This is a genomic window from Burkholderia sp. BE12, from assembly GCF_002959955.1.
Taxonomy (GTDB): domain Bacteria; phylum Pseudomonadota; class Gammaproteobacteria; order Burkholderiales; family Burkholderiaceae; genus Burkholderia.
In genome coordinates this window covers 125,680-151,778 of the sequence record NZ_PREY01000008.1, presented here as the reverse complement: position 1 = coordinate 151,778, position 26,099 = coordinate 125,680, and the positions used below count along the sequence as shown (strand labels likewise).

Here is a 26,099-nt window from a genome sequence, read left to right as displayed (position 1 = left end):
TAGGCGAAATTGCGCCGTTGCGGCATCCGCCGAACGGCCGATGCCCGGCGCGACCGGCGCGCGGTCTAGAATAGCGGTTTTGGCCAGTCATTTCCGCCGTGATCCGTTTCAATCAGTTCAGCCTTGCGCGCGGCACCAAGCCGCTGTTCGAGTCGACCTCGTTCGTGCTCAATCCCGGCGAGAAAGCCGGCCTGATCGGCGCGAACGGCGCCGGCAAGTCGACGCTGTTTTCCGTCCTGCGCGGCGAGCTGCATTCCGACGGAGGCGATTTCTCGATGCCGCCGTCGTGGCGGATCGCCCACGTGTCGCAGGAAACGCCCGCGGTCGACCGCTCGGCGCTCGACTACACGCTCGACGGCGATGCCGCGCTGCGCGAGATCGAGGCCCGCATCGCCGCCGCGTCGGCCGCGCATGACGGCGCCGCCGAAGCCGACGCGCACGCGGCGTTCGCCGATGCCGACGGCTACACCGCGCCGGCCCGCGCCGAAGCGCTGCTGCTCGGCCTCGGCTTCACGCTCGCGCAAACGCGCGAATCCGTCGCGAGCTTCTCCGGCGGCTGGCGCATGCGGCTGAACCTCGCGCAGGCGCTGATGTGCCGCTCCGACCTGCTGCTGCTCGACGAGCCGACGAACCACCTCGACCTCGATGCGATCGTGTGGCTCGAGGATTGGCTGCACCGCTACCCCGGCACGCTCGTCGTGATCTCGCACGACCGCGAATTCCTCGATTCGATCTGCAACGTCACGCTGCATCTGGAAAACCGCCAGGTGAAGCGCTACGGCGGCAACTACTCGCAGTTCGAAGTGCTGCGCGCGCAGCAACTGGCGCTGCAGCAAAACGCATACGAAAAGCAGCAGAAGACGATCGAGCACCTGCAGAGCTTCGTCGACCGCTTCAAGGCCAAGGCGACCAAGGCCAAGCAGGCGCAAAGCCGGATGAAGGCGCTGGAGAAGATGGAGTTGATCGCGCCCGCGCACATCGCGTCGCCGTTCACGTTCGAATTCCGCACGCCCGATGCCGCACCGAACCCGATGATGGTGATGGAAGACGTCCGTTGCGGCTACCACACCGATGACGGAGCGGACATCCCGATCGTCGAGCGCGTCGCGCTGTCGATCCAGAACGGCCAGCGCATCGGCCTGTTGGGCGCGAACGGCCAGGGCAAGTCGACGCTGATCAAGACGCTGGCCGGCACGCTCGCGCCGCTGTCCGGGCACGTCCGCGACGGCAAGGGCCTGACGATCGGCTATTTCGCGCAGCACCAGCTCGAAACGCTGCGCGAAGACGATTCGCCGCTCGCGCACCTGGCGCGGCTCGCGCCCGATACGCGCGAGCAGGAGTTGCGCGACTTCCTCGGCGGCTTCAATTTCTCGGGCGACATGGCGACCAGTCCGGTCGGGCCGTTCTCGGGCGGCGAAAAAGCGCGCCTCGCACTGGCACTGATCATCTGGCAGAAGCCGAACCTGCTGCTGCTCGACGAACCGACGAACCACCTCGATCTCGAAACGCGCCACGCGCTGACGATGGCGCTCGCGCAGTTCGAGGGCACGCTGATCCTCGTGTCGCACGATCGTCACCTGCTGCGCGCGACGACCGACCAGTTCATGCTGGTCGCGAAGCACCGGCTGCAGCCGTTCGACGGCGATCTCGACGACTACCGCGACTGGCTGCTGCAGCATGCGGCCGAGCAGCGCGCGGCCGCGAAGGCCGACAGCGCGGCAGCCGCGGGCGCCGATGCGGGCGTCAACCGCAAGGATCAGAAACGCCAGGCGGCCGAGGAACGCCAGCGGCTGTCGCAGTTGAAGAAGCCGCTGCAGAACCGCATCACGAAGCTCGAAAGGGAAATGGAAACGCTGCACGCGGAGAAGGCGCGCCTCGACGCGTTCGTCGCCGATCCGGCGAGCTACGAGGCCGCGCGCAAGACGGAACTGACCGACGCGATCCGCAAGCTCGGCGAGGTCAATACCCGGCTCGAGACGGTCGAGGCGGACTGGCTTGCCGTGCAGGAAGAACTCGAGCAGATCGGCTGACCGCGGCCGCCGGGGCCGTCAGCCGATGATCGCGTCAACGGCATCATCGGCGGCGTGTCACGTCGGGGCGTCAACGCCCCACGAACCCGCCCGGCCGCGGAAACGACGAGGCCGAGCACCCAGGCCCGGCCTCATCGTCATTGTTGCGTTCGACAGGGCTGCGTCGGCCCGCCGCGCCATCCGCTCAGCGGCGCGGCAGCGTGTCGCGCGGCATCTGCTCGTCGTCGCCCATCAGGTATCGGCGCCCTTTGGTCGGCCGGCGGATCGCCGCGGCGACTTCCGCTTCCGTCACATCCTCGGACACGACCTTGCGCGCGAGGCGCCCTTCTTCGTCGATCCATTCGACGATCCGGCATCCGCCGCCCCACGGCTGGCGAATCGGCTCCGACACGCGGCAGCCGCGCAAGTTGTAAAGGCGTCCGCCAGGCGCTTCCCCGTACGATTTCAACATAGGTTCCCTTCGCATTACGCGGTTCGACGATCCGGAAAAGGATAGGGAAAAGCGATGTCCGGCGGGTTACAGTCGCCTACATATTCTTTACAGCGAATTACGCGACAGATCGTCCGTCGACGCCCGGCCCGAGCGCGGGCCGGGCCGCTCATTCAAGATCGCGCACGCGGTCGATCGCCTGCTCGAGCCGCTCGACGGCCATCACGTTCAGCCCTTCGATCGGCTGTTTCGGCGCATTCGCCTTCGGAATCAGCGCGGACGTGAAGCCGAGCTTCGCCGCTTCGCGCAGCCGCTCCTGCCCGCGCGGGGACGGCCGGATCTCGCCCGCCAATCCCACCTCGCCGAATACGATGAGCCCTTTCGGCAGCGCCTTGTTGCGCATCGACGAGTGAATCGCGAGCAGCACCGCGAGGTCGGCGGCCGGTTCGGTGATCTTCACGCCGCCCACCGCATTCAGGAACACGTCCTGGTCGAAGCACGCGATGCCCGCGTGCCGGTGCAGCACCGCGAGCAGCATCGCGAGCCGGTTTTGCTCGAGGCCGACCGCGAGCCGGCGCGGGTTCGGCACGTGCGCCGTATCGACGAGCGCCTGGATTTCGACGAGCAGCGGGCGCGTGCCTTCCTGCGTGACGAGCACGCACGAACCGGGCACGACCTGCTCGTGCTGCGACAGGAACAGCGCGGACGGGTTGGCTACGCCGCGCAGCCCGCGCTCGGTCATCGCGAACACGCCGAGTTCGTTGACCGCGCCGAAGCGGTTCTTGAACGCACGCACGAGCCGGAACGACGAATGCGTGTCGCCCTCGAAATACAGCACCGTGTCGACGATGTGCTCGAGCACGCGCGGGCCGGCCAGGTTGCCTTCTTTCGTCACGTGCCCGACCATGATGATCGCGGTGCCCGACTGTTTTGCGATGCGCGTGAGCTGCGCCGCGCATTCGCGCACCTGCGCGACCGAGCCGGGCGCCGACGTGAGCGCGTCCGAGTAGACAGTCTGAATCGAGTCGATGACGGCCACGTCCGGCCGCTCCGCGTCGATCGCGGCCTGGATCTTCTCGAGCTGAATCTCGGCGAGCAGCTTCAGTTCGGCCGCCGGCGCGCCGCCGTCGAGCAGCGCGAGCCGTTGCGCGCGCAACGCGATCTGCGCGGCCGATTCCTCGCCGCTGATATATAGAGCGCGCCGCTCGTTCGCGATATCCGCGAGCGACTGCAGCAGCAACGTCGACTTGCCGATGCCCGGATCGCCGCCGATCAGCACGACGCCGCCGGGAACCAGCCCGCCGCCCAGCACGCGGTCGAATTCGCCGATGCCGGTCGAGAAGCGCGGCACGTCGGCGGCCTCGATGTCGGCGAGACGCTGCACCGGCGCCCGCTTCGCGAGCGACTGGAAACGATGGGCCGCCGGCGACTCGGCGACCGATTCGACGAGGGTGTTCCATGCCTGGCACGACGGGCACTGGCCCTGCCACTTGGGGGTCTGTCCGCCGCACTCGCTGCAGACGTAAATCGTTTTCTGTTTGGCCACGCGCGACGCCCTTATTCCGCTCGCACCGGCACGCGCGCGGCGACCGCGCACATCAGCTCGTAGCCGATCGTGCCGCAATGACGCGCGACGTCGTCGATCGGCAGCGCATTGCCCCACAGCTCGACACGAGCGCCGACGCCGGCCTGCGGACACGGCGTCAGATCGACGGTGATCATGTCCATCGACACGCGACCGACGATCCGCGTGCGGATGCCGTCGACGATCACGGGCGTGCCTTCCGGCGCGACGCGCGGATAGCCGTCCGCGTAGCCGCACGCGACGACGCCGATCCGCATCTGCGCCTGCGCGGAGAACGTCGAGCCATAGCCGATCGCCTGGCCCTTCGCGATCGTCTGCACCGCGATCAGCTCGGACGCGAGCGTCATCGCGGGCTTCAGCCCCGTGTCGGCGATATCGGACGACAGCCCGGACGGCGACGCCCCATACAGCACGATCCCCGGCCGCACCCAGTCGAAGTGCGTGTCCGGATGCCACAGCACGGCCGCCGAATTCGCGAGACTGCGCGCGCCGGCGATGTTTTCCGCGCCACGCTCGAAGGTCGCGAGCTGCTCGGCGACGCCGCGCTCGTTGTCCGCGTCCGAAAAATGGGTCATCAACGTGATCTGACCGATGCCGGGGCACGCGCGGGCGCGCTCCCACGCGGCACGGTACTTCTCCGGCGCGTAACCGAGCCGGTTCATCCCGCTGTTCATCTTGAGCTGCACGTTGACGGGCTTCGACAGCCGCGCCGTTTCCAGCATCCGCATCTGCTCGTCGTTGTGGACGGTCGTCGTCAGGCTGTAGCGGTCGATCACGTCGATGTCGGTCGAGCGGAAGAAGCCTTCGAGCAGCAGGATCGGGCCGGCCCAGCCGAGCTCGCGCAGCTTCACGGCCTCGTCGAGGTCGAGCAGGCCGAAGCCGTCGGTGCCGCGCAGGCCCGGAAACGCGCGGGCGAGACCGTGGCCGTACGCGTTGGCCTTGACGACCGTCCAGACCTTGGACGGGCCGGCAAAGCGGCGGACGACGGAGAGATTGTTCGCGAGAGCGGCGGTATGGATGGTGGCGGAGATCGGGCGCGGCATGGGAAATTTACGTAAAGACGCTTGCGAATCATCAGCTTACCGCGCCTTTTGAGCACCGAAGCCGACAATTTGCGGAACGATCGGGGAATCTTGCTAGTCCGAATTCGCGTATTTTCATGTTATAAAGCCGTGCGCACAACCCATTTCGAACGGAATAAGCCGATCGCATATCAGGCGGCCTACGCGGCCCTGCCGCAGCGACGAAAGCATCGCATCAGATGAAAAAAGGTTTTTACACCATCATGGCCGCGCAGTTTTTCTCGTCGTTGGCCGACAATGCGCTCCTCATCGCCGCCATCGCCCTGCTGAAAGACCTCCACGCCCCCAACTGGATGACACCGCTGCTGAAGCTGTTCTTCGTGTTGTCGTATGTGGTGTTGGCGGCGTATGTCGGTGCCTTCGCGGATTCGCGCCCGAAGGGCCGCGTGATGTTCATCACCAACTCGATCAAGGTGGTCGGCTGCATGGTCATGCTATTCGGCGCCCACCCGCTGATCGCGTACGGGATCGTCGGCTTCGGCGCGGCGGCCTACTCGCCCGCCAAGTACGGGATTCTCACCGAGCTGCTGCCGGCCGACCGGCTGGTCGCCGCGAACGGCTGGATCGAAGGCACGACCGTCAGCTCGATCATCCTCGGCACCGTGCTCGGCGGCGCGCTGATCAGCCCGCACATCGCAGCGCACGTGATCGCGCACACGCCCGCCTGGATCGGCACGCCCGCCGAAGCCGCGATGGCGATCATCATGGCGATCTACGTGGTCGCCGCGCTGTTCAACCTGCGCATTCCCGACACGGGCGCCCGCTATCCGAAGCAGGAACGCGGCCCGGTCAAGCTGCTCACCGATTTCGCCGACTGCTTCATGGTGCTCTGGCGCGACAAGCTCGGCCAGATCTCGCTCGCGGTCACCACGTTGTTCTGGGGGGCGGGCGCGACGCTGCAGTTCATCGTGCTGAAATGGGCCGAGGTGTCGCTCAACATGTCGCTGTCCGAAGGCGCGATCCTGCAGGCCGTGGTCGCGGTCGGCGTCGCGGGCGGCGCGATCGCCGCCGCCGCCCGGATTCCGCTGAAGAAGTCGCTGTCCGTGCTGCCCGTCGGCATCATCATGGGCATCGCGGTGATGCTGATGGCGTTCTACACGCGCGACCTGTTCCCGTCGCACTGGGCCTTGCACTTCGGCCATCTGCGCCTGCCGTTCTACCTGATCGTCGCCTACATCTTCCTGATCGGCGTCGGCGCGCTGTCCGGCTACTTCGTCGTACCGATGAATGCGCTGCTGCAGCATCGCGGCCACGTGCTGCTGTCGGCCGGCCATTCGATCGCGGTGCAGAACTTCAACGAGAACCTGTCGGTGCTTGTGATGCTGTGCCTGTATGCGGTGCTCGTGTGGCTCGACGTGCCGGTCGGCGTCGTGATCGTGCTGTTCGGCACGTTCGTCTGCCTGACGATGTGGCTCGTGATGCGCCGCCACCAGGCGAACCAGCGTCAGTTCGACTCGGTCGCGCTGATCGGCGAATCGCGGCACTGACGCTACACTTTCCGTTTCCGTCCGCCGACGCCGGTCCTCGCACCGGCGCGTTGCCCTCATGACGCACCCGATACCCAACATCCTGACGATCGCCGGCTCCGATTCGGGCGGCGGCGCAGGCATCCAGGCCGACCTGAAGACGTTTTCCGCGCTCGGCGCGTATGGCGCGAGCGTGATCACCGCGCTGACCGCGCAGAACACGCGCGGCGTGACGGGCGTGCATGCGCCGGACGCCGCCTTCGTGACCGCGCAGCTCGACGCGGTGTTCGACGACATCCGCATCGATGCGGTCAAGATCGGGATGCTCGCCAACGCGGCGATCGTGCACGCGGTAGCCGACGCGCTGCGCCGTTACGTGCCGCGCTTCGTCGTGCTCGACACGGTGATGATCTCGAAGAGCGCCCACGCGCTGCTCGCGCCCGATGCCGTCGACGCGTTGCGCGACACGCTGCTGCCGCTCGCGACCGTCGTCACGCCGAACCTGCCCGAAGCGGCCGCACTGCTGAACGATGCGCCCGCCACCACCGAAGACGACATGGTCCGGCAAGGCCAGGCCTTGCTGCGAACGGGCGCGCGCGCCGTGTTGATGAAGGGCGGCCACCTGCCCGACGCGTCCGCGAGCCCGGACTGGCTCGTCGAAGCGACACGCACCGTGCGGCTCGACGGCGCGCGCGTGCCGGTCAGCAATACGCATGGCACCGGCTGCACGCTGTCGTCGGCGATCGCGGCACTGCTGCCGCAGCAACCCGACCTGGAAAGCGCGGTACGCGAGGCAAAGACCTACCTGACCGGCGCGATCGCCGCGAGCGGCCACCTCGACGTCGGCCACGGCGTCGGCCCGGTCCATCACTTTCATCGCTGGTGGTGAACGCCGGCTGACGCGGCGTCAGCGATCCTGCGCCGCAAACGCCTGCGCGCGCGCCGGCCAGTCGTCGGGCACGACGAAACCGCGCGCCGTCTCGCGCCACGTGCCGTCGCCGCCCTGTTCATGGATGCCGATCAGGTCGGGCGTCTGGCGCGTCGCGAGCACGGGCGGCAGTTCCGGTGCGCTCGCCAGCGGCTCGGGCTCGAAACCTGCGCCCCCGGCGGCACGCCGCGGCGCCAGCCATGCCAGCCTCGGCAACACGCTCCATGCCGCGCCGTCGCGCTGCGCGGCCGCCCACGCCGGCCACTGCGCGTGCGTCAGCCAGAAACCGCGCGGGTGATCCGGCGCGATTTCGGCGGACACCGGCGATACCGGCACGCCGTGCGGATGGAACAGCCAACCCTTGATGAACATCTGCGCGTCGGACGGTGCGCCGTAGCCGAGCCGGGCAAAGCCGTCGTGTTCGCCGAGCCGCAACTGGTGGTCGAGCAGCCGGCTGCGCTTGAGGTCGAACCGGTCGACGAGATTGGGGCCGACGAAGTCGGCGAGCGACGCGCCGTCGCGGATCGGCGCACACAGATAGCACTTCACCGCGAGTTCCCAGTGCAGGCGCCGGCCGTCCGGCGCATCGACGAGAAAGTCGACTTCGCCGAGCGTGCGGCCGTTGCTGCGCAGCGGCAGATTGGCCGCGACGAGCCGCAGCGACGGCCCGTGCGTCAGAAAGTACTCGAGCAGGCATTCGGCGTAGCGGCCGAGCCGGGTGGGACGAAACCCGGCGAGCGCGCGATGCAGCGGCCCGGGCTGCGCATCGAGCGCGGCGAGCCACGCTTCGACGGCCGCTTGCCCGGCCGCATCCGGCCAAGGGCACGCGAGCGGCGCGCCCGGCACCGCGGTGAGCAGGCTCGGACTGGCCAGCAGCCAGCCCAGGTCTCGCACCGCGACGTCATGCAGCGTATCGACGAATGCGCACGCCGCGCCGGCCGTCATTGCCCGGCCGAACCGTGCGCGTCGGCGCCTTCCGCACGCTTGAACGTGTCGCGCGCGAGGCACAGATCGGCCCACGCCTTCGACTTGTCCTGCAGGCTGCGCAACAGGTAGGCCGGGTGGTAGGTGACGATCACCGGCACGCCCTCGTACGCATGCACGCGGCCGCGCAGCGATGCGATGCTCGCGTCCGTCTTCAGCAGCGTCTGCGCGGCAAAACGGCCGAGCGCGACGATCAGCTTCGGCTTCACGAGCGCGACCTGGCGCTGCAGATAAGGCTCGCAGCTCGCGACCTCGTCCGGCTCCGGGTTGCGGTTGCCGGGTGGGCGGCACTTGATCACGTTCGCGATGTACACGTTGTCGCCGCGCTTGAGCGACAGCGACTGCAACATGTTGTCGAGCAGCTTGCCGGCCTGGCCGACGAACGGCTCACCCTGCTTGTCCTCGTTCTCGCCCGGCGCTTCGCCGATCAGCATCCAGTCCGCTTCGCGGTCGCCAACCCCGAACACGGTGTTGGTCCGCTTCTCGCACAGACGGCACAGCGTGCAGTCCGCCACGCGCGCGGCCAGTGCCTCCCAGTCGAGCGCGGCGACCGGTGTGCCGGCGGGACGCGATTCGGCGGCCGGCACGAAATCGCCCTGCGGCGCCGCGTCGAACCAGGCGAAATCGTCGTCCCCGGCAGGCGGCGCATCATCCTTCGACGGCATCGTATCGGACGATGCGGGCGATGCGGCCGACTCGGCCGATGCCGCCTGCGCGGGCGGCCGATCGCCATCGACGACATCGTGCGCCGGCGCCCGCGACTCGCGAGCCGGCAAGCCGCCGGCAGCGCCGCGCGCGACGCCCGCTGGCGCAGCGTCCTGCACCGGTGCACGCGCTGCGCGCACCGGCCGATCGGCCGCGACGACGGAACCGTCGTCGGCCGCCGCGGTTTGCGCGACGGCTGCCGCGTCGTCGTCCGCGCGCTGCCCACGCCGCACCCAGATCTGCGCGAGGCCCAGTTCCTCGAGCGCCGCTTCAGCCCATGCCATGCGCATCCCCCTCGTCCTTGTTCAGCGTCAGACGCATCACGATCGCGTCCTCCCGGCTGCGATGCTTCGCCGGATAGTAGTTCTTGCGCCGGCCGATCGTCACGAAGCCGAAGCGCTCGTACAGATGGATCGCGCGCGGATTGGACGGCCGCACTTCGAGCAGCATGCCGTCGAGCCGCTCCGCGCGCGAAATGCGCACCGCCTCGCGCAGCAGCGCGAGGCCCGCGCCCGCATGCTGCGCGGCCGGCGCGACGCACAGGTTCAGCAGATGCATCTCGTCGACCACGGGCATCAGCACGCAATAGCCGATGAGCGACCCGGTCACGTGCCGCAGGCATACGCCCAGATAGCCGTTGCGCAACGAATCCTCGAAGTTGCCGCGGCTCCACGGAAATTCGTACGCGACGTGTTCGATCGCGACGACCTCGTCGAGATCGGCGTCCGTCATCGGCGCCAGATAGCGGTCGCTCAGCAGCACACCCGTCATCCCTTCGCTCCGCCCGTCTGCGCGGCCCGTGCCGCGATGCGCTCGGCCGTGGTCTGCGCGACCTTGTCGCGCACGTATTCGGGCGCGGCCTGGTCGGCCGGTACCGCACGCCCCGCGCGGAATGCGCGCAGCGCGGCATGCGCGACCGCCAGCGCATGCGGCAGCGCGTCGCCGTCGATCGCGGCGGCCCGCGCGGCGGCCGGCAATTGCGCGCCGAACGCCGCGGCCGCATTGCCGGCGAGCGTGAACGGCGCGTCGGGTACGCCGACGGCACCCGGTGCATCGAGCGACGCCGGATGCACCACGCGCCAGTCGCCGGCGCCGTCGTCCCACGCGAAATCCGCCCAGTAGGCTTCGTCCATCCGCGCGTCGAGCGCGGCGAGCACGCGGGCCGTGTCGGGCGCGCGCAGTCGCGCGTGCTCGGCGCACGCGAGCAGCGTGCCGATCGGCACGACCGGCAGCCCGCCCCCGAACGCGAGGCCCTGGGTAATGCCCGTCGCGGTACGCAGGCCCGTGAACGAGCCGGGGCCCGCGCCGAACGCGATCGCGTCGCAGTCGGCGAGCGTCAGCCCGGATTCGGCGAAGAGCTCCTGGATCGCCGGCAGCACGCGCGTGCTCGACACGGCGCCCGTCAGCTCGTGACGGATCCAGGTTTGCGGGGTGGAAACGGCGTCATCGGCGTGGGCCGAGCGCAGCAGCGCGACCGAGCAGTATTCGGTCGACGTATCGATGGCGAGGAGCACTGTTTGCGTCATGGCCGACATTGTAATGCGCCGCCCCGCTCCCACGGGCGATCGGGCCCGATCTGTGCACGCGAGCGGCGCCGGCCGCGGTTTGGAAGGATCGCTCGACCCCGCGCGGCGGCCCGCTTGTTAAGATCGGCCGATCTGAAACCCTTACGGAGACACCCGATGAGCGAACTCACCGCCCAATTCGACCAGGCCCAGATCGACGTCAAGCAACTGACGGAACGGCCGGGCAACCTGACCCTGCTGCGCCTGTACGCGCTCTTCAAGCAGGCGACCGACGGCGATGCGCACGGCGACAAGCCCGGCTTCACCGATATCGTCGGCAAATACAAGTACGATGCGTGGGACGCCCTGAAGGGCACGTCGCAGGATGCGGCGAAGCAGCAGTACATCGAACTCGTCGAGTCGCTGAAAAACGGCACGGCGTCCTGACCGGATCGTCCCCGCCGCAATCGGCAATCAAATCAGTGGCGCAGCGCAGCAAATTTCTTTATAATGCGGCCTGCGTCACCTCCCGCGCTCGGCTCGCAAGCCGTTCCGGCCCGACGCCTCGTAGCGTTAAGCTCCAATCCGGTTTAGAACCTGTCCCCTCCTGCTTCGACCTTCGCGGTCGTCAACTAGGCTGGCGGTCCCGCTCCTGAAGCGCGCCGCACCCAAAACAGCTTCTAATGCCTCATCCGCCGACGGTTCGGCGGATTGCTCCCGTTTCCCGATTTGCTCGATGAATCCGACGACTTGGGTATGCGCGATTGGCGCCGACGTTTCACCCACTGTGTTTCAAGGATTGTTATGACTTCGAGCATCAACTCCAGCCCGCTCAACGTGATCGCCGACCAGGCGCTCGGTCTCGACGCCGCCGCCGCACCGGCCGTGGTCGAACCGGCGTCGGACGAGCCGAGCTTCGCGTCGCTCGGGTTGTCGCCGGAGATCGTCTCCGCGCTGGAGGCTGCCGGCTATGTGAAGCCGACGCCGGTCCAGCAGCGCGCGATCCCGGCCGGCATCGCCGGCCGTGACCTGCTGGTGTCGAGCCCGACCGGTTCGGGCAAGACGGCCGCATTCATGCTGCCCGCGATCGAGCGTTTCGCGCAGCTCCAGAAGACGCAGGCGCAGCAGCCCCGCGCCCCGCGTGAACCGAACACCGGCGACCGCCGCGTCCGCCGCCCGCAGCCGGTATCGCGCCCGAGCCTGCTCGTGCTGACGCCGACCCGCGAACTCGCGATGCAGGTCACGACGGCCGCATCGACCTACGGCAAGCACCTGAAGCGCCTGCGCACGGTCAGCATCCTCGGCGGCGTCGCCTACGGCCAGCAGCTGATGCTGCTCGCGAAGAACCCGGAAATCCTGGTTGCCACGCCGGGCCGCCTGCTCGATCACCTCGAGCGCGGCCGCATCGACCTGTCGGAACTGAAGATGCTCGTGCTCGACGAAGCCGACCGCATGCTCGACATGGGCTTCATCGACGACATCGAAACCATCGTCGCGGCCACGCCCGCGTCGCGCCAGACGATGCTGTTCTCGGCCACGCTCGACGGCAAGATCGGTTCGCTGACGGGCCGCCTGCTGAAGGATCCGGAACGCATCGAGATCCAGCAGCGCCTCGAGTCGCGCACGAACATCGCGCAGACCGTGCACTACGTCGACGATCGCGACCACAAGGATCGCCTGCTCGATCACCTGCTGCGCGACGACGCGCTCGACCAGGCGATCATCTTCACGGCGACCAAGATCGACGCCGACCAGCTCGCCGGCCGTCTCGCCGACGCAGGCTTCGAATCGGCCGCGCTGCACGGCGATCTCCCGCAGGGCGCGCGTAACCGCACGATCCGTGCGCTGCGCGAGCGCCGCGTGCGCGTGCTGGTTGCCACCGACGTCGCGGCACGCGGCATCGACATCCCGGGCATCACGCACGTGTTCAACTACGATCTGCCGAAGTTCGCGGAAGACTACGTGCACCGTATCGGCCGTACCGGTCGCGCGGGCCGCTCGGGTATCGCGGTGAGCCTCGTGCATCATGCCGAGCAAGGCGCGCTCAAGCGTATCGAGCGCTTCGTGCGCTCGCCGCTGCCGGTCAACGTGGTCGAAGGTTTCGAACCGCGCAAGTCGCCCCCGCGTAACGGCGGCACCGGCGGCCGCGGCCGTCCGGGCGGCAGCACCGGCGGTCGTCGTTTCGGCGGCAAGCCGGGCGGCGGTTATGCGGGCAACGGCAACGGTGCCGGCCGCAGCCACGGCGGCGGCAATGGCGGCGGCTGGAGCGGCAAGCCGGGCGGCAGCCGTGACGGCGGCCCGCGTCGCGACGGTCAGCGCAGCGGCGCCCCGCGCCGCAGCAATTCGGCATCGTAAGCACACACGGGCGGCCCTCGGCCGCCCGGCGGATCGGGTACCGCCCAATCCAGCCAAACCGGCGCATCCGCGCCGGTTTTTTTTCGCCCGCCGCTCATTTCACGATGCGGAAAATTTTTTTGCGTCGTAAAAAATCATGCTGCAGGGCACAACCTCCGCGATTGCGGGATAGGAAAACGCGTTTCTTATCTCGAAATTTAGACGGCAAGCCGTTGATTCCCAACAACTAAAAAAATCCTCACTTCCCGATGCAGCCCCTGTTTCGGTGCCGCCAATTTGCCTAGACTCTTATACAAGACTTCGCGAAACGGAATGCACCGCTTCCCCGCTTCGCGAACGGCATCACCACGGTCAGATTCGGCCCGTCACGCATACACCGCCTCAAGGAGCTCATCATGTCGCGTCAGCAACAGGCACAGGAACTGCAGCAGCAATGGGAAACCGATCCGCGCTGGAAGGGCATCAAGCGCAGCTACTTGGCCGAGGACGTGGTCCGCCTGCGCGGCTCGATCCCGATCGAGCACACGCTGGCCAAGCGCGGCGCGGAAAAACTGTGGCGCCTCATCAACGACGAGCCGTTCGTCAACGCACTCGGCGCGCTGACCGGCAACCAGGCGATGCAGCAGGTGAAGGCCGGCCTGAAGGCCATCTACCTGTCCGGCTGGCAAGTGGCCGGCGACGCGAACGTCGCGGGCGAAATGTACCCGGACCAGTCGCTGTACCCGGCAAACTCGGTGCCGCTCGTCGTGAAGCGCATCAACAATACGCTGACGCGCGCCGACCAGATCCAGTGGTCGGAAGGCAAGAACCCCGGCGACGAAGGCTACGTCGATTTCTTCGCCCCGATCGTCGCCGATGCGGAAGCCGGTTTCGGCGGCGTGCTCAATGCGTTCGAACTGATGAAGGCGATGATCGAGGCCGGCGCATCGGGCGTCCACTTCGAAGACCAGCTCGCGTCGGTGAAGAAGTGCGGCCACATGGGCGGCAAGGTGCTCGTGCCGACGCGCGAAGCGGTCGCGAAGCTGTCGGCCGCGCGTCTCGCGGCTGACGTGATGGGCACGCCGACCGTGCTGGTTGCGCGCACCGACGCGGAAGCGGCCGACCTGATCACATCCGACGTCGACGACAACGACAAGCCGTTCCTGACGGGCGAGCGTACGGTGGAAGGCTTCTTCCGCACGAAGCCGGGCCTCGAACAGGCCATCTCGCGCGGCCTCGCGTACGCGCCGTACGCGGACCTGATCTGGTGCGAAACCGGCAAGCCCGATCTCGAGTACGCGAAGAAGTTCGCGGAAGCAATCCACAAGCAGTTCCCGGGCAAGCTGCTGTCGTACAACTGCTCGCCGTCGTTCAACTGGAAGAAGAACCTCGACGACGCGACGATCGCGAAGTTTCAGAAGGAGCTCGGCGCGATGGGCTACAAGTTCCAGTTCATCACGCTGGCCGGCTTCCATGCGCTGAACTACTCGATGTTCAATCTCGCGCACGGCTATGCCCGCACGCAGATGAGCGCATTCGTCGAACTGCAGCAGGCGGAGTTCGCGGCAGCCGACAAGGGCTTCACGGCCGTCAAGCACCAGCGCGAGGTCGGCACGGGCTACTTCGACGCGGTGACGCAGACGGTCGAGCGCGAAGCGTCGACGACCGCGCTGCATGGCTCGACCGAGGACGAACAGTTCTTCGACGGCAAGAAGGTCGCGTAACACGCAGTGGCGTGACGCCGATGCCGCCGCGTCTCTTGACGCCGCGGCATCGGCCACCGGACAACAATCAGGGAGGAGACGGCAGGCGCGCGAGTCTCATTGCGCGACCGGCCGCGCGGCCTGCGGGCCGCCAGCAACGATGCGCGCCGGCTTCGTCCGGCGCGCCCTTTTTCCGCGGCGCAGCCCGCCCGGCCACGGCCGGCGCTGCCCTACCGATAGACGATCACCGGAATTTTCGTATGGGTCAGCACGCGCTGCGTCTCGCTGCCGATCAGCAGGCTGCCGAGCCCGCGGCGTCCGTGGGACGCCATGAAGATCACGTCGCACCCGCCGCGCTCGGCCGCCTCGATGATGCCGAGATACGGCGACGGATGCACGCTCGTCCACGTGTCGCACGCGACGCCGGCCGCCTTCGCGGCCGCTTCCACCTCGTCGAGATGCGCACGCGCCTCGCGCTCGCTGCGCGCGCGAAAATCGGCGGGCGGCTCGATGATCACTTCGGAAAACGGCGAGTACGGGTATTGCGGCAGGCACGCGTAGGCCGTCACGCGCGCGCCGACCGCACGAGCCAGGTCGATCGCGCCGTCGATCGCCTTTTGCGACAGTTCGGAACCGTCGGTTGGAACGAGGATGTGCCGGAACATCGCGCCCTCCTTCGTCAATCGCGCGCCGCGCGCCGCGGCTCCAGCGGAGCCGGCCGCGACACGGCGCGCATGCCTCTTACGATTGTAGTGTGCGAAACCGCGCTCACCGCGTCGCCAGCGGGTTCGCCCTCATATCGGAAACGCGCGGGCGCGCGTCGCCTACTCGCCCCAATAGCCGGGTCGCTCGTACGTGTGCTTCAGGTAATCGAGAAACAGGCGCACCCGCAGCGGCAGATGCCGGCGCTGCGGAAACACCGCATGGATGCCGATCGGCGGCGCGGCGAACGCGTCGAGCACGCTGACGAGCCGGCCGGCCGCGATGTCCTCGCCGACTTCCCACCACGAACGCCACGCGAGCCCGTAGCCTTCGAGGCACCACTCGTGCAGCACCGCGCCGTCCGAGCATTCCATCGTGCCGTTCACGCGGATCGACACGACCTTGTCGCCGTCCTGGAACGCCCACCCGCGCTGCTGGTTCGCGTTCGCCGCGAGTGCGAGGCAGTTGTGGCGAGCGAGTTCCGCGAGCGTGGCGGGCGTGCCGCGCCGCGCGAGATACGCGGGGGACGCGACGCACACGCGGCGGTTTTCGCCGAGTTTCAGCGACACCAGCGACGAATCGGGCAGCTCGCCGAGCCGCACCGCGCAATCGAACCCCTCGTTGACGAGGTCGACCATCCGGTCGGACAGGTCGAGCGTGACCGACACGTCGGGGTGCCCGACGCTGAATTCGGGCACGAGCGGCGCGACGTGCCGCCGGCCGAAGCCGGCCGGCGCGGAAATCCGCAGATGGCCGCTCGCCTTGACGCCGCCGGCGGACACGCTTGCCTCCGCGTTCTGCATGTCGTTGATGATGCGCTGGCAATCCTCGAGGAACGCCGAACCCTCGAACGTCAGCGTGAGCTTGCGCGTCGTGCGCACGAGGAGCTTCACGCCGAGCCGCTCCTCGAGCGCGTCGAGGCGGCGGCCGATGATCGCCGGCGCGACGCCTTCCGCGTGCGCAGCCGCCGACAGGCTGCCTTTCGCCGCGACCGCGGCGAATGTTTCGATCTGTTTGAACCGGTCCATGACTCCCGAAAGGACGGCCTCGCCGCCCTTCAAATAGCTTGAGCCGCTCAAGATTAGGTATATGAAAGTAAAAGATCAAGTGATGATTAGCGTCTTTTTTAGCACCTTCGATCACGAATAGAATCGACCCGACCTCTGAAACTGGAGCGCAAGGCTATGTCGGCCACAACGACACTCTCCTCTCCCGACGCTATCCTCTTCGACGCATTCGGCACGTTGTTCGACGTGCGCGCCGTGCTGGCCGCGGCGGAGCAGATGTTTCCCGGTCACGGGGAACGGCTGTCGCAGCTGTGGCGACGCAAGCAGATCGAATACTCGCAGTTGCGCACGCTCGCCGATCCGGCCGGCGCCCGCTATCGCCCGTTCCGGGACATCACGCTCGATGCGCTGCGGTTCGCCGCGCGCCGGCTCGGGCTCGCGCTGAACAGCGCGGCCGAGAAGCGGCTGATGGACGAATACGCGTGCCTGTCCACCTATCCCGATACGGTGCCCGCGCTGCGCAAGCTGCGCGCGCTCGACCCGCGCCCGCCGCTCGCGATCCTGTCGAACGGCACCCCGCAGATGCTCGACATCGCGATCAAGAGCGCCGGCATGTCCGGGCTGTTCGATCGCGTGCTGTCGGCCGACACCGTGCGCGCGTACAAGCCGAGCCCGGCCGCTTACGCACTCGGCACCGCCGCGTTCGGGGCGAATCCGCGCGACATCGTGTTCGTGTCGTCGAACGCGTGGGACGTCGCCGGCGCCACCTGGTTCGGCTACACGACGTTCTGGCTCAACCGCACGGGTGCGCCCGCCGAGGAACTCGGCGCGCCGCCCCACGGCACGGGCACCGGCATGGCCGACCTGCTCGCCTTTCTCGCCACCCCGGCTCCGTCCGGCAGACCCGCGAACCGCACGCGCCCCGGCCCGGGTGCATGACGCTCGCGGCGCTGCCGCCTTCCCCCTTCACCGAAACCGCAACTGACCGACCAAGGAGATGAGACTCATGAGCACCCCGATCACGCTGCCGCAAGGCATGACGATCACCGGCGAAATCAAGCCGGGTTACGAAGCCATCCTGACGCCCGACGCGCTGGCACTCGTCGCGGCGCTGCACCGCACGTTCGAATCGCGCCGCCAAGCGCTGCTGCAGGCGCGCGTCGAGCGCACGAAACGCCTCGACGCGGGCGAGCGCCCCGACTTCCTGGCCGAGACGAAAGCGATTCGCGAAGGCGACTGGAAGGTCGCGCCGCTGCCGGCCGACCTGCAATGCCGGCGGGTCGAGATCACGGGCCCCGTCGAGCGCAAGATGATCATCAACGCGCTGAACTCGGGCGCCGATTCATACATGACGGACTTCGAGGATTCGAACGCACCGAGCTGGACGAACCAGATCGACGGCCAGATCAACCTGAAGGACGCGATCCGCCGCACGATCTCGCTCGAGCAGAACGGCAAGTCGTACAAGCTGAACGACAAGGTCGCGACGCTAATCGTGCGCCCGCGCGGCTGGCACCTCGACGAGAAGCACGTGACGGTCGACGGCCAGCGCGTGTCCGGCGGCATCTTCGATTTCGCGCTGTTCCTGTTCCACAACGCGAAGGAACTGATCGCGCGCGGTTCCGGCCCGTACTTCTACCTGCCGAAGATGGAAAGCCATCTCGAGGCGCGCCTGTGGAACGACATCTTCGTCGCCGCGCAGGAAGCGGTCGGCGTGCCGCGCGGCACGATCCGCGCGACGGTGCTGATCGAGACGATCCTCGCCGCGTTCGAGATGGACGAGATCCTGTACGAACTGCGCGAACACAGCTCGGGCCTGAACGCCGGCCGCTGGGACTACATCTTCTCGGCGATCAAGAAGTTCAAGAACGACCGCGACTTCTGCCTGGCCGACCGTTCGAAGATCACGATGACGGTGCCGTTCATGCGCGCGTACGCGCTGCTGCTGCTGAAGACCTGCCACAAGCGCAACGCGCCGGCGATCGGCGGGATGGCCGCGCTGATCCCGATCAAGAACGATCCGGAGGCGAACGAGAAGGCAATGGGCGGCGTGCGTTCGGACAAGGCCCGCGACGCGACCGACGGCTACGACGGCGGCTGGGTCGCGCACCCGGGCCTCGTGCCGATCGCGATGGAAGAATTCGTCAAGGTGCTCGGCGACAAGCCGAACCAGATCGCGAAGCAGCGCGACGACGTCCAGGTCGAAGGCAGGAACCTGCTCGACTTCCAGCCGGAAGCGCCGATCACCGAAGCCGGCCTGCGCAACAACATCAACGTCGGGATCCACTACCTCGGCGCGTGGCTCGACGGCAACGGCTGCGTGCCGATCCACAACCTGATGGAAGATGCGGCCACGGCCGAGATTTCCCGCTCGCAGGTATGGCAGTGGATCCGCTCGCCGAAGGGCGTGCTCGACGACGGCCGCAAGGTCACGGCCGAACTCGTGCGCGAATTCGCGAAAATCGAGCTCGACAACGTGAAGCGCTCGGTCGGCGGCAACACGCAGCCGTACGAACGCGCCGCGGCGATCTTCGAGCGGATGTCGACGTCGGAAGGCTTCACCGAATTCCTGACGCTGCCGCTGTACGAGGAAATCTGACGACGCCGTCTGCTGCGATCGCCGGCTGGCCACGCCGTGCCGGCGATCGCATGCGATGGCGGCATGAAAAAAGCGCCCCGCGGGGCGCTTTCTCTTTTGCGGCGAATCCGGCCGCCGCCCGCGGGCACGCTCAGGCGGCTTCCTGCTCGCGCCGGTGCTGAACCCAGTCGCCGGACGCGATGCGCGGGCGCCCGGCCGCCGCATGCGCGGCAACCGGATAATACAGGCAGGCGTACTGTCGGCCGCCGAGCTCGACGGTCACCTCTTCCGGCTTGAACAGCGAGTCGACGCCCGGATAGACGCGCTCGATCTCGTCGAGCACCGGGACGAGCTGCTCGTCGACCTCGTAGACGTCGCCCCAGACCAGCGACTTGCCGGCCGGCCCGGCGATCATGCCCGGATACGTGCCGAAATCGTACAGTTCGCCCGGCAGCGCGGCGGCGCCCAGCAGCGTCGGCGCGGCGATTCCGTGGCGAGCGGCCGCATGGCCGATGTCGTTGGCCTGTCCGGCTCTCAAGGTGCCATAGACGAATACGTGGCGCATCGTGGTTCTCCTCTTCGATTCGTGTGTTGCCGTGTTCGCGTGCGATCGGTGCGCGATTGGCATGCAATTGCGCACGCATCGATAGACCGCGATACCGGCCCGATGGTTCGAACCGTCGGCGCGCGCGGCCGCACGCAGCCGCACGCAGCCGCCCCGGATTTGCCGGTGCCCACACAAAGTTCATTTGAACCCGGCATGATGGCCCGAAAAACCGCCGCATGCGCAAGCGCTGCGCCTTCTAAAATAACGGCATCGCCGCCGCGCCGCCCGAACCGTTCATGAATCCGCCCGCCCAAGCCGACGTATCGAACCCGTACGACGTCATCGACATTCCGCCGGAATTCGCGCCGACCGCCGTCCATCCGATGCGCGTGCGCGCGCGGCAGGTCGATGCCGGCCGCCGCATTCCGCTGCACACACATGCGTGGGCGCAACTCGCGTACGCGTCGCGCGGCGTGCTGCGCGTCGCGACGACCGGCACGACCTGGATGGTGCCGCCGTCCCGTGCGATCTGGGTGCCGCCGCACGTCACGCACGAAGTCATGATCGTCGAAGAGGCCTATTTGCGCACGCTGTATATCGACGAGTCGATCGTGCCGGACGGGCTCGATGCCTGCCGCGTCGTCGAGGTGACGGGGCTGCTGCGCGAACTGATCGTCGCACTCGACGCGCGCGACCTGAGCGCCGCGCGCGAGCGCCTGCTGTACGGGCTCGTGCTCGACGAGCTGAGCCATGCCGAACCGTTGCCGCTCGCGGTGCCGATGCCCGACGAGAAACGGCTGCGCCTGCTGTGCGAATCGGTACTCGCGCACCCCGCGCATGCGGAGTCGCTCGAGCACTGGGCAAGCGAGGTCGGCGCGAGCACGCGCACGATATCGCGACTATTCAAGCAGGAACTCGGGGTGAGCTTTTCGCAGTGGCGCCAGCAGGCGCTGCTCGCGCGGGCAATCCCCCTGCTGAACCAGGGGCGCCCGCTGTCGCATATCGCGCGTGAGCTCGGCTACCAGAGCCAGAGCGCGTTCTCGGCCATGTTCCGCCGTGCGTTCGGCGAAAGCCCGCGCGCGTTCATGCTCCGCGGCTACGAGCATCGAGGCCCGGACGGCGGCGTCGCGGACGACGAAACGCCAAACGACGACGGCGCGATCGGCACGGCCCGCTGATCGCTCGCTCCGGCGCGCCGGACCGTCAGACCGGCCGCACCATGTGGCGGATCGAGCCCAGTTGCGCGAGCCGCGGCCCGGTGACCCGGTAGCCCATGCGCAGGTACAGATGCGCGGCAGGATTGTCGACGAACACGCGCAACTGCAGTTCGTGCAGCCCGCGCGCACGCGCCCAGCGATGCGCCATCTCGAGCATATAGGTGCCGGCGCCCTGCCCGCGATGGCCGGCCGCGATCTGCACGTCGCGGATATGCAGCGAATCGCCCTCCTCGGTCACGCGCAGCACGCCGATGCGCTCGCCGTCGGCCTCGAGGATGAAGTTCTCGGATTCGCGCCAGCTCGCATAGAACAGGTCGCTGCGCCACACGAGCCCATGGCGCTTGTAGTAGCCGCCCATGTTGCCGTGCGTCAACGCTTCGGCATACGGAAAATCGCCGGGCTCCGCTGGCCGGAGCTGATACAGGAGTCGCAGGTCGGTCGGATCGAGCATCGCGCAGGAGTCGGAAACGCATCCCGCCACGATAGCGCAGTCGCGTGCGGATGCAATCGCGAATTTCTCGTAGGGGGTGCGGCGTCTGATGCAGCACCCGGCCCGGGTGGCAAGCGCAGCCCTTCGAGTCCCGCCGGAAGCCGCGCAGTCACGTGCCCGCAAGCGGGCGCAACGAGCGACACCAATGAAAAAGCCCGCACAAGGCGGGCTTTTTCATTTTCTGGCGGAGCGGACGGGACTCGAACCCGCGACCCCCGGCGTGACAGGCCGGTATTCTAACCGACTGAACTACCGCTCCAGTCTTGCTGCTTGCCTGGCAGGCGTCGGTTACTTCCTGCCGGCGCGTCGTTTGTTCGAACGACGCCGAAATCTGGCGTCCCCTAGGGGATTCGAACCCCTGTACTCACCGTGAAAGGGTGATGTCCTAGGCCTCTAGACGAAGGGGACAACGTACTGCTTACATCCTTAACGAGAAAGCCCGTTCAAAAACGCTTTTGAACGGGCTTCGTTCTGGCGGAGCGGACGGGGCTCGAACCCGCGACCCCCGGCGTGACAGGCCGGTATTCTAACCAACTGAACTACCGCTCCAGCTTTTCTGCACCACCGCCCGCAGGATCTCGTCACGTTCCTGCATGCGTTGCGACACTTCTACGAAACGCCGCTGAATCTGGCGTCCCCTAGGGGATTCGAACCCCTGTACTCACCGTGAAAGGGTGATGTCCTAGGCCTCTAGACGAAGGGGACAACGTACTGCTTACATCTTTAATACAAAAGCCCGCTCAAAAACGTCTTGAACGGGCTTCGTTCTGGCGGAGCGGACGGGACTCGAACCCGCGACCCCCGGCGTGACAGGCCGGTATTCTAACCGACTGAACTACCGCTCCAGCTTTCTTACCCAACCCGCAGGACGTCGGTTACGTTCCTGCAAGCCTTGCGACACTTCTACGAAACGCCGCTGAATTTGGCGTCCCCTAGGGGATTCGAACCCCTGTACTCACCGTGAAAGGGTGATGTCCTAGGCCTCTAGACGAAGGGGACAAAATCTTTTCAGATTCGTCTGACTTTCGCTATTTACTTCTACTCAACAGCGAAGGCCGGAATTCTAACTGCTTTGAATCATTTTGTGAAGCATTTATTACTACCGCTGCTTCGCAAATCAATCCAGTTTGTTCTGTTGGTGGAGGTAAGCGGGATCGAACCGCTGACCTCTTGCATGCCATGCAAGCGCTCTCCCAGCTGAGCTATACCCCCTTGCAGAACAGAAATGAGATTATATGGACCGATTCTGAACTTGTAAATACCCTTTTTACGATCCGCATGAAATTTTTTGCGAAGCAGCCCGCTCACTCCTGTGCGGACCGCTTCGCACGCGCGCGAACGTCAAGCCAGCGCGGCCTCGATGCGCGACACCACGACGTCGCGACCGAACAGCACGAGCACCGCGTCGATCGACGGCGTGTGCGTCGTGCCCGCCACCAGCAGACGCACCGGCATCGCGAGCTGCGGCATCTTCAGCTTGTGCGTGGCGAGCGTCGCCTTCAACGCGGCGGACACCGCTTCCTTCGTCCAGTCGGCCGCCTTCAGCGCAGCGACGAGATCGGCCAGCGCCGGCCGCACCGCATCGGTCACGTGCTGCGCGAGCGCATCGGCCTCGGGCGCCGGCACGCGGTAGAACATCGTCGCGCCTTCCGCGATCTCCTTGACCGTCGTCGCACGATCCTTCATCAGGCCGACCACCGCGTCGAGCGCGGGGCCCGTCGCGATCGCCGCGTCGTCGATGCCGAGCGCGTCGAGGAACGGCTTCGCGAGTTCGGCGAGGCGCGCGTTGTCGGCTTCCTTGATGTAATGCGCGTTCAGCCAGCTCAGCTTGCTGTGGTCGTACTGCGCGGGCGACTTGCCGAGATGCTCGAGATCGAACCATTCGACGAACTGCTCGCGCGAGAAGATCTCGGCGTCGCCGTGCGACCAGCCGAGCCGCGCGAGATAGTTGACGACGGCCTCCGGCAGGAAGCCCGCGTCGCGGTACGCCATCACGCTCATCGCGCCGTGCCGCTTGCTCATCTTCTCGCCCTGCTCGTTCAGCACGGTCGGCAAGTGTGCGTAGACGGGCGGCTCGCCGCCGAGCGCATTCAGGATGTTGATCTGGCGCGGCGTGTTGTTCACGTGGTCGTCGCCACGGATCACGTGCGTGATGCCCATGTCCATGTCGTCCACCACCACGCAGAAGTTGTAGATCGGCGTGCCGTCCGGGCGCGCGATCACGAGGTCGTCGAGTTCCTCGTTCGAGATCTCGACACGCCCCTTCACCGCGTCGTCCCACACGACCGTGCCCGTCAGCGGATTGCGAAAGCGCAGCACCGGCTTCACGCCGGCCGGCGGCTCCGGCAGCACCTTGCCGGGCTCCGGACGCCACGTGCCGTCGTAGCGCGGCTTCAGGCCGGCTTCGCGCTGGCGTTCGCGCAGCGCGTCGAGTTCCTCGGCCGACATGTAGCACGGGTACGCGAGGCCCTTCTCGAGCATCTGCGCGAGCACTTCGCGATAGCGGTCCATCCGCTGCATCTGGTAGATCGGACCTTCGTCGAAATCCAGCCCGAGCCATTGCATCCCTTCGAGGATCGCATCGACCGCTTCCTGCGACGAGCGCTCGACGTCGGTATCCTCGATGCGCAGCACGAACGTGCCTTTCATCTTGCGGGCGAACGCCCACGGATAGAGTGCGGAGCGGATGTTGCCGAGGTGGATGAAGCCGGTGGGACTCGGCGCGAAGCGGGTACGGACAGGACGGGTCATAAACGGTAACTCGAACGCCTGGGGCGCATGAATGATTCGACGCGGGACGACGACGGCAGCCCCGACAGCAACGGAGCCGGCGACGCCCGGAACGGGAAAGAAGCCGGAATTATACTCGCGCCGGACATCGCGCCAAGCGCACCGCTTGCTTTATGATGTGCGCGCCGCGGCCGCCAGCCGGCGCGGCGCCGGCCGCACGGAACCCGCCGCGCGGCCGCTCGGAACCTATCGCCGCCGCGGGCCGTGTAACCCGCCGCCAAGCCGCCGGAGAACCATTCGATGTCGTCCCCTCGCCTGTCGCGCCGCCACTTCACGATTGCGTGCGCGTCCGCCAGCCTCGCCGCCTGCACCTCCTTCGGCGACAAGTCCCGTCCCGGCACGGCCCTGCCGCAGGAGAAGCCCGTCAAGATCGGCATCGCACTCGGCGGCGGCGCCGCGCGCGGGTTCTCGCACATCGGCGTGCTGAAGGCGCTCGAGGCGCGCGGCATTCCGATCGAAATCGTCGCCGGGACGAGCGCGGGCTCGGTGGTCGGCGCGCTCTACGCGTCCGGCATGAACGGGCTGCAGATCAACAAGATCGCGCTCGACATGGACCAGGCGTCGATCAGCGACTGGGCGCTGCCGTTTCGCTCGCGCGGCCTGCTGCAAGGCGTCGCGCTGCAGAACTTCCTGAACAAGACGCTCAACAACCGGCCGATCGAGAAGATGGCGAAGCCGCTCGGCATCGTCGCGACGGACCTGCAAAGCGGCCAGCCGATCCTGTTCCAGCAAGGCAATACCGGGCTGGCGGTACGCGCATCGTGCAGCGTGCCATCGGTGTTCGAGCCGGTGAAGATCGGCAATCGCGAATATGTGGACGGCGGCCTGGTGAGCCCGGTGCCGGCATCGTTCGCGCGCAAGATGGGAGCGAGCTTCGTGATCGCGGTCGACATCTCGGCGCGGCCGGACGGCGCGGCGACCAACAACCCGATCGAGATGCTGCTGCAGACCTTCACGATCATGGGCCAGACGATCAAGACCTACGAACTCGACAAGTATGCGGACGTCGTGATTCGCCCGAACCTCGCGGCGATGGGCGGCAGCGACTTCAACCAGCGCAACGCGGCGATCCTCGCGGGCGAGGAAGCGGTCGCTCGCATCATGCCGGAACTGCAGCGCAAGCTCGCGGCGGCACGCGGCGTGGCTACCGCCGCGTAAGCCGCGACGGGCGGCTGCGGCACACGGCGCCTCCCGGTGGCCGGCGCAACGCCTTCCGCCTCGTCGTCCGCGCCAGTCCAAAAACAAAAAACCCTGCCGCCTTTCGGTGACAGGGTTTTTTATCGTCCGGCCCGACCGACCGGCAAACGTCAATTGTTGCCGTTCACCGAATCGTCGCCGATCGTCGCACGCACGCGCTGACGCAGGTCTTCTGCCTTCATCGGGAATTCCGATTCGATCCGGCGCGCGCCCGTGAAACGCTTTTCCCAGTAGCCGCTGTCGAGATCGTCGACGCGCACGGTGCTGCCCGTCGACGGCGAATGCACGAACTTGTTGTCGCCGATGTAGATGCCGACGTGCGAGAACGTGCGGCGCATCGTGTTGAAGAACACGAGATCGCCCGGCTTCAGGTTGCTCATGCTCACCTTCTCGCCGACGCGGCTCATTTCTTCCGCGCGACGCGGCAGCGACATGCCGAGCGTGTCCTGGAACACGTAGCGCACGAAGCCGCTGCAGTCGAGGCCCGAATCCGGCGAGTTGCCGCCCCAGCGATACCGCACGCCGATCATGTTCAGCGCGCCGACCACCACGTCGCCTGCCTTGCCCGCCATGCCGGCAAGGAACGACTTCGCGCCGCCGCTCGACGGCTGCGCGCTGGTCTGCTGGAGGGAGGCACCCGACCCGATCTGAGTCGAATTGGTGACATTCTGGTTAAAACTGCTGACTTCGTCGGCGAACGCGCCGGGAGCTGCTGCGAACAGGGCGCCGATGAATAGCCCGGCGATGGTGCGCGCGCATGCCTGGGTCAGGGATCGATGCTGCATTGGTCGATGGAATTTGCTTAAAAATCAGCTGATT

At 67.1% G+C, this 26,099-nt stretch carries 23 protein-coding genes and 7 tRNA genes; 10 read left to right on the top strand and 20 right to left on the bottom strand.

The features are described from left to right. The first annotated feature begins 98 nt into the window (after positions 1-98). Positions 99-2,030 (top strand): ATP-binding cassette domain-containing protein, encoded by a 1,932-nt coding sequence (locus C4B30_RS11170; protein WP_027784785.1) that lies wholly within the window; start codon positions 99-101, stop codon positions 2,028-2,030. Between the two features lie 184 nt (positions 2,031-2,214). On the opposite strand, the gene C4B30_RS11165 is transcribed toward C4B30_RS11170, so the two are convergent. The 3 genes from C4B30_RS11165 to alr all read right to left on the bottom strand — a co-directional run bounded on the left by C4B30_RS11165 (position 2,215) and on the right by alr (position 5,088). Beyond that, positions 2,215-2,481 carry a DUF2866 domain-containing protein gene (locus C4B30_RS11165; protein WP_027784786.1) on the bottom strand — a complete coding sequence of 89 codons (267 nt, stop codon included), beginning with the start codon at positions 2,479-2,481 and terminating at the stop codon, positions 2,215-2,217. A 148-nt stretch (positions 2,482-2,629) separates the two neighbouring features. Then, positions 2,630-4,006 (bottom strand): DNA repair protein RadA, encoded by a 1,377-nt coding sequence (gene radA / locus C4B30_RS11160; protein ID WP_027784787.1) that lies wholly within the window; start codon positions 4,004-4,006, stop codon positions 2,630-2,632. Positions 4,007-4,017: 11 nt separating this feature from the next. After that, entirely contained in the window at positions 4,018-5,088 is a 1,071-nt protein-coding gene (alr, locus tag C4B30_RS11155) for an alanine racemase (protein ID WP_027784788.1), read from the bottom strand. Positions 5,089-5,306: 218 nt separating this feature from the next. Between alr and lplT the strand changes: the two genes are divergently transcribed. Both lplT and thiD read left to right on the top strand, forming a co-directional pair. After that, positions 5,307-6,614 carry a lysophospholipid transporter LplT gene (lplT, locus tag C4B30_RS11150; protein WP_089500311.1) on the top strand — a complete coding sequence of 436 codons (1,308 nt, stop codon included), beginning with the start codon at positions 5,307-5,309 and terminating at the stop codon, positions 6,612-6,614. Between the two features lie 58 nt (positions 6,615-6,672). Continuing rightward, the gene (thiD, locus tag C4B30_RS11145; protein ID WP_027784790.1) at positions 6,673-7,482 is read left to right on the top strand and encodes a bifunctional hydroxymethylpyrimidine kinase/phosphomethylpyrimidine kinase; all 810 of its coding nucleotides are present in this window, start codon (positions 6,673-6,675) and stop codon (positions 7,480-7,482) included. 18 nt (positions 7,483-7,500) lie between these two features. Here the strand turns inward: thiD and C4B30_RS11140 are convergent, their stop codons facing one another. The 4 genes from C4B30_RS11140 to tsaB are packed head-to-tail and all read right to left on the bottom strand — an operon-like array spanning position 7,501 to position 10,745. Next, positions 7,501-8,466, bottom strand: coding sequence for a DUF1853 family protein (locus C4B30_RS11140; protein WP_027784791.1), 966 nt, complete (start codon positions 8,464-8,466; stop codon positions 7,501-7,503). Next, entirely contained in the window at positions 8,463-9,494 is a 1,032-nt protein-coding gene (locus C4B30_RS11135) for a uracil-DNA glycosylase (protein WP_027784792.1), read from the bottom strand. The genes C4B30_RS11140 and C4B30_RS11135 overlap by 4 nt, the downstream gene beginning before the upstream one ends. Continuing rightward, positions 9,481-9,981, bottom strand: a complete 501-nt coding sequence (gene rimI / locus C4B30_RS11130) for a ribosomal protein S18-alanine N-acetyltransferase (RefSeq protein WP_027784793.1) — start codon at positions 9,979-9,981, stop codon at positions 9,481-9,483. Before rimI ends, C4B30_RS11135 begins: the two co-directional genes overlap by 14 nt. Continuing rightward, complete coding sequence (gene tsaB / locus C4B30_RS11125) at positions 9,978-10,745, bottom strand: tRNA (adenosine(37)-N6)-threonylcarbamoyltransferase complex dimerization subunit type 1 TsaB (RefSeq protein WP_027784794.1); 768 nt, start codon at positions 10,743-10,745, stop codon at positions 9,978-9,980. The genes rimI and tsaB overlap by 4 nt, the downstream gene beginning before the upstream one ends. Positions 10,746-10,892: 147 nt before the next feature. Between tsaB and C4B30_RS11120 the strand changes: the two genes are divergently transcribed. The 3 genes from C4B30_RS11120 (at position 10,893) to aceA (ending at position 14,773) form a co-directional block, all read left to right on the top strand. Next, a complete protein-coding gene (locus C4B30_RS11120) occupies positions 10,893-11,162 on the top strand; it encodes an acyl-CoA-binding protein (RefSeq protein ID WP_011352486.1) in 270 nt (89 codons plus the stop codon). Positions 11,163-11,519: 357 nt separating this feature from the next. Then, complete coding sequence (locus C4B30_RS11115; protein WP_027784795.1) at positions 11,520-13,070, top strand: DEAD/DEAH box helicase; 1,551 nt, start codon at positions 11,520-11,522, stop codon at positions 13,068-13,070. A 395-nt stretch (positions 13,071-13,465) separates the two neighbouring features. After that, the gene (aceA, locus tag C4B30_RS11110) at positions 13,466-14,773 is read left to right on the top strand and encodes an isocitrate lyase (RefSeq protein ID WP_027784796.1); all 1,308 of its coding nucleotides are present in this window, start codon (positions 13,466-13,468) and stop codon (positions 14,771-14,773) included. Positions 14,774-14,982: 209 nt separating this feature from the next. Here the strand turns inward: aceA and C4B30_RS11105 are convergent, their stop codons facing one another. Beyond that, positions 14,983-15,417 carry a universal stress protein gene (locus tag C4B30_RS11105; RefSeq protein ID WP_011549516.1) on the bottom strand — a complete coding sequence of 145 codons (435 nt, stop codon included), beginning with the start codon at positions 15,415-15,417 and terminating at the stop codon, positions 14,983-14,985. 159 nt (positions 15,418-15,576) lie between these two features. Continuing rightward, positions 15,577-16,482 (bottom strand): LysR family transcriptional regulator, encoded by a 906-nt coding sequence (locus tag C4B30_RS11100; RefSeq protein WP_027784797.1) that lies wholly within the window; start codon positions 16,480-16,482, stop codon positions 15,577-15,579. A 156-nt stretch (positions 16,483-16,638) separates the two neighbouring features. Here C4B30_RS11100 and C4B30_RS11095 point away from each other — a divergent pair, with 156 nt between their 5' ends. Both C4B30_RS11095 and aceB read left to right on the top strand, forming a co-directional pair. Then, positions 16,639-17,400 (top strand): haloacid dehalogenase type II, encoded by a 762-nt coding sequence (locus C4B30_RS11095; protein ID WP_027784798.1) that lies wholly within the window; start codon positions 16,639-16,641, stop codon positions 17,398-17,400. A 67-nt stretch (positions 17,401-17,467) separates the two neighbouring features. After that, complete coding sequence (gene aceB / locus C4B30_RS11090) at positions 17,468-19,060, top strand: malate synthase A (RefSeq protein WP_027784799.1); 1,593 nt, start codon at positions 17,468-17,470, stop codon at positions 19,058-19,060. Positions 19,061-19,190: 130 nt separating this feature from the next. On the opposite strand, the gene C4B30_RS11085 is transcribed toward aceB, so the two are convergent. After that, positions 19,191-19,604, bottom strand: coding sequence for a gamma-glutamylcyclotransferase family protein (locus tag C4B30_RS11085; protein ID WP_027784800.1), 414 nt, complete (start codon positions 19,602-19,604; stop codon positions 19,191-19,193). Positions 19,605-19,882: 278 nt separating this feature from the next. Between C4B30_RS11085 and C4B30_RS11080 the strand changes: the two genes are divergently transcribed. Then, positions 19,883-20,764 carry an AraC family transcriptional regulator gene (locus C4B30_RS11080; RefSeq protein WP_027784801.1) on the top strand — a complete coding sequence of 294 codons (882 nt, stop codon included), beginning with the start codon at positions 19,883-19,885 and terminating at the stop codon, positions 20,762-20,764. Positions 20,765-20,789: 25 nt separating this feature from the next. On the opposite strand, the gene C4B30_RS11075 is transcribed toward C4B30_RS11080, so the two are convergent. From C4B30_RS11075 to gltX, 9 genes are all read right to left on the bottom strand, one after another. Beyond that, the gene (locus C4B30_RS11075; RefSeq protein ID WP_027784802.1) at positions 20,790-21,254 is read right to left on the bottom strand and encodes a GNAT family N-acetyltransferase; all 465 of its coding nucleotides are present in this window, start codon (positions 21,252-21,254) and stop codon (positions 20,790-20,792) included. 221 nt (positions 21,255-21,475) lie between these two features. Next, positions 21,476-21,552, bottom strand: a tRNA-Asp gene (locus C4B30_RS11070). 73 nt (positions 21,553-21,625) lie between these two features. Continuing rightward, positions 21,626-21,701 (bottom strand) — tRNA-Glu (locus C4B30_RS11065). Between the two features lie 64 nt (positions 21,702-21,765). Next, positions 21,766-21,842, bottom strand: a tRNA-Asp gene (locus C4B30_RS11060). A gap of 80 nt (positions 21,843-21,922) precedes the next feature. Then, a tRNA-Glu gene (locus C4B30_RS11055) sits at positions 21,923-21,998 on the bottom strand. A gap of 63 nt (positions 21,999-22,061) precedes the next feature. Next, positions 22,062-22,138, bottom strand: a tRNA-Asp gene (locus tag C4B30_RS11050). A 78-nt stretch (positions 22,139-22,216) separates the two neighbouring features. Continuing rightward, positions 22,217-22,292, bottom strand: a tRNA-Glu gene (locus C4B30_RS11045). Positions 22,293-22,429: 137 nt separating this feature from the next. Next, positions 22,430-22,505: transfer RNA gene (locus C4B30_RS11040), tRNA-Ala, on the bottom strand. A gap of 129 nt (positions 22,506-22,634) precedes the next feature. Then, on the bottom strand, positions 22,635-24,044 hold the full coding sequence (gene gltX / locus C4B30_RS11035) for a glutamate--tRNA ligase (protein WP_027784803.1): 1,410 nt from the start codon (positions 24,042-24,044) through the stop codon (positions 22,635-22,637). 279 nt (positions 24,045-24,323) lie between these two features. Between gltX and C4B30_RS11030 the strand changes: the two genes are divergently transcribed. Next, positions 24,324-25,241, top strand: coding sequence for a patatin-like phospholipase family protein (locus tag C4B30_RS11030; protein ID WP_027784804.1), 918 nt, complete (start codon positions 24,324-24,326; stop codon positions 25,239-25,241). Between the two features lie 149 nt (positions 25,242-25,390). Here C4B30_RS11030 and C4B30_RS11025 read toward each other — a convergent pair whose 3' ends face one another. Next, positions 25,391-26,065, bottom strand: coding sequence for a C40 family peptidase (locus C4B30_RS11025; RefSeq protein ID WP_027784805.1), 675 nt, complete (start codon positions 26,063-26,065; stop codon positions 25,391-25,393). Positions 26,066-26,099: the final 34 nt, after the last annotated feature.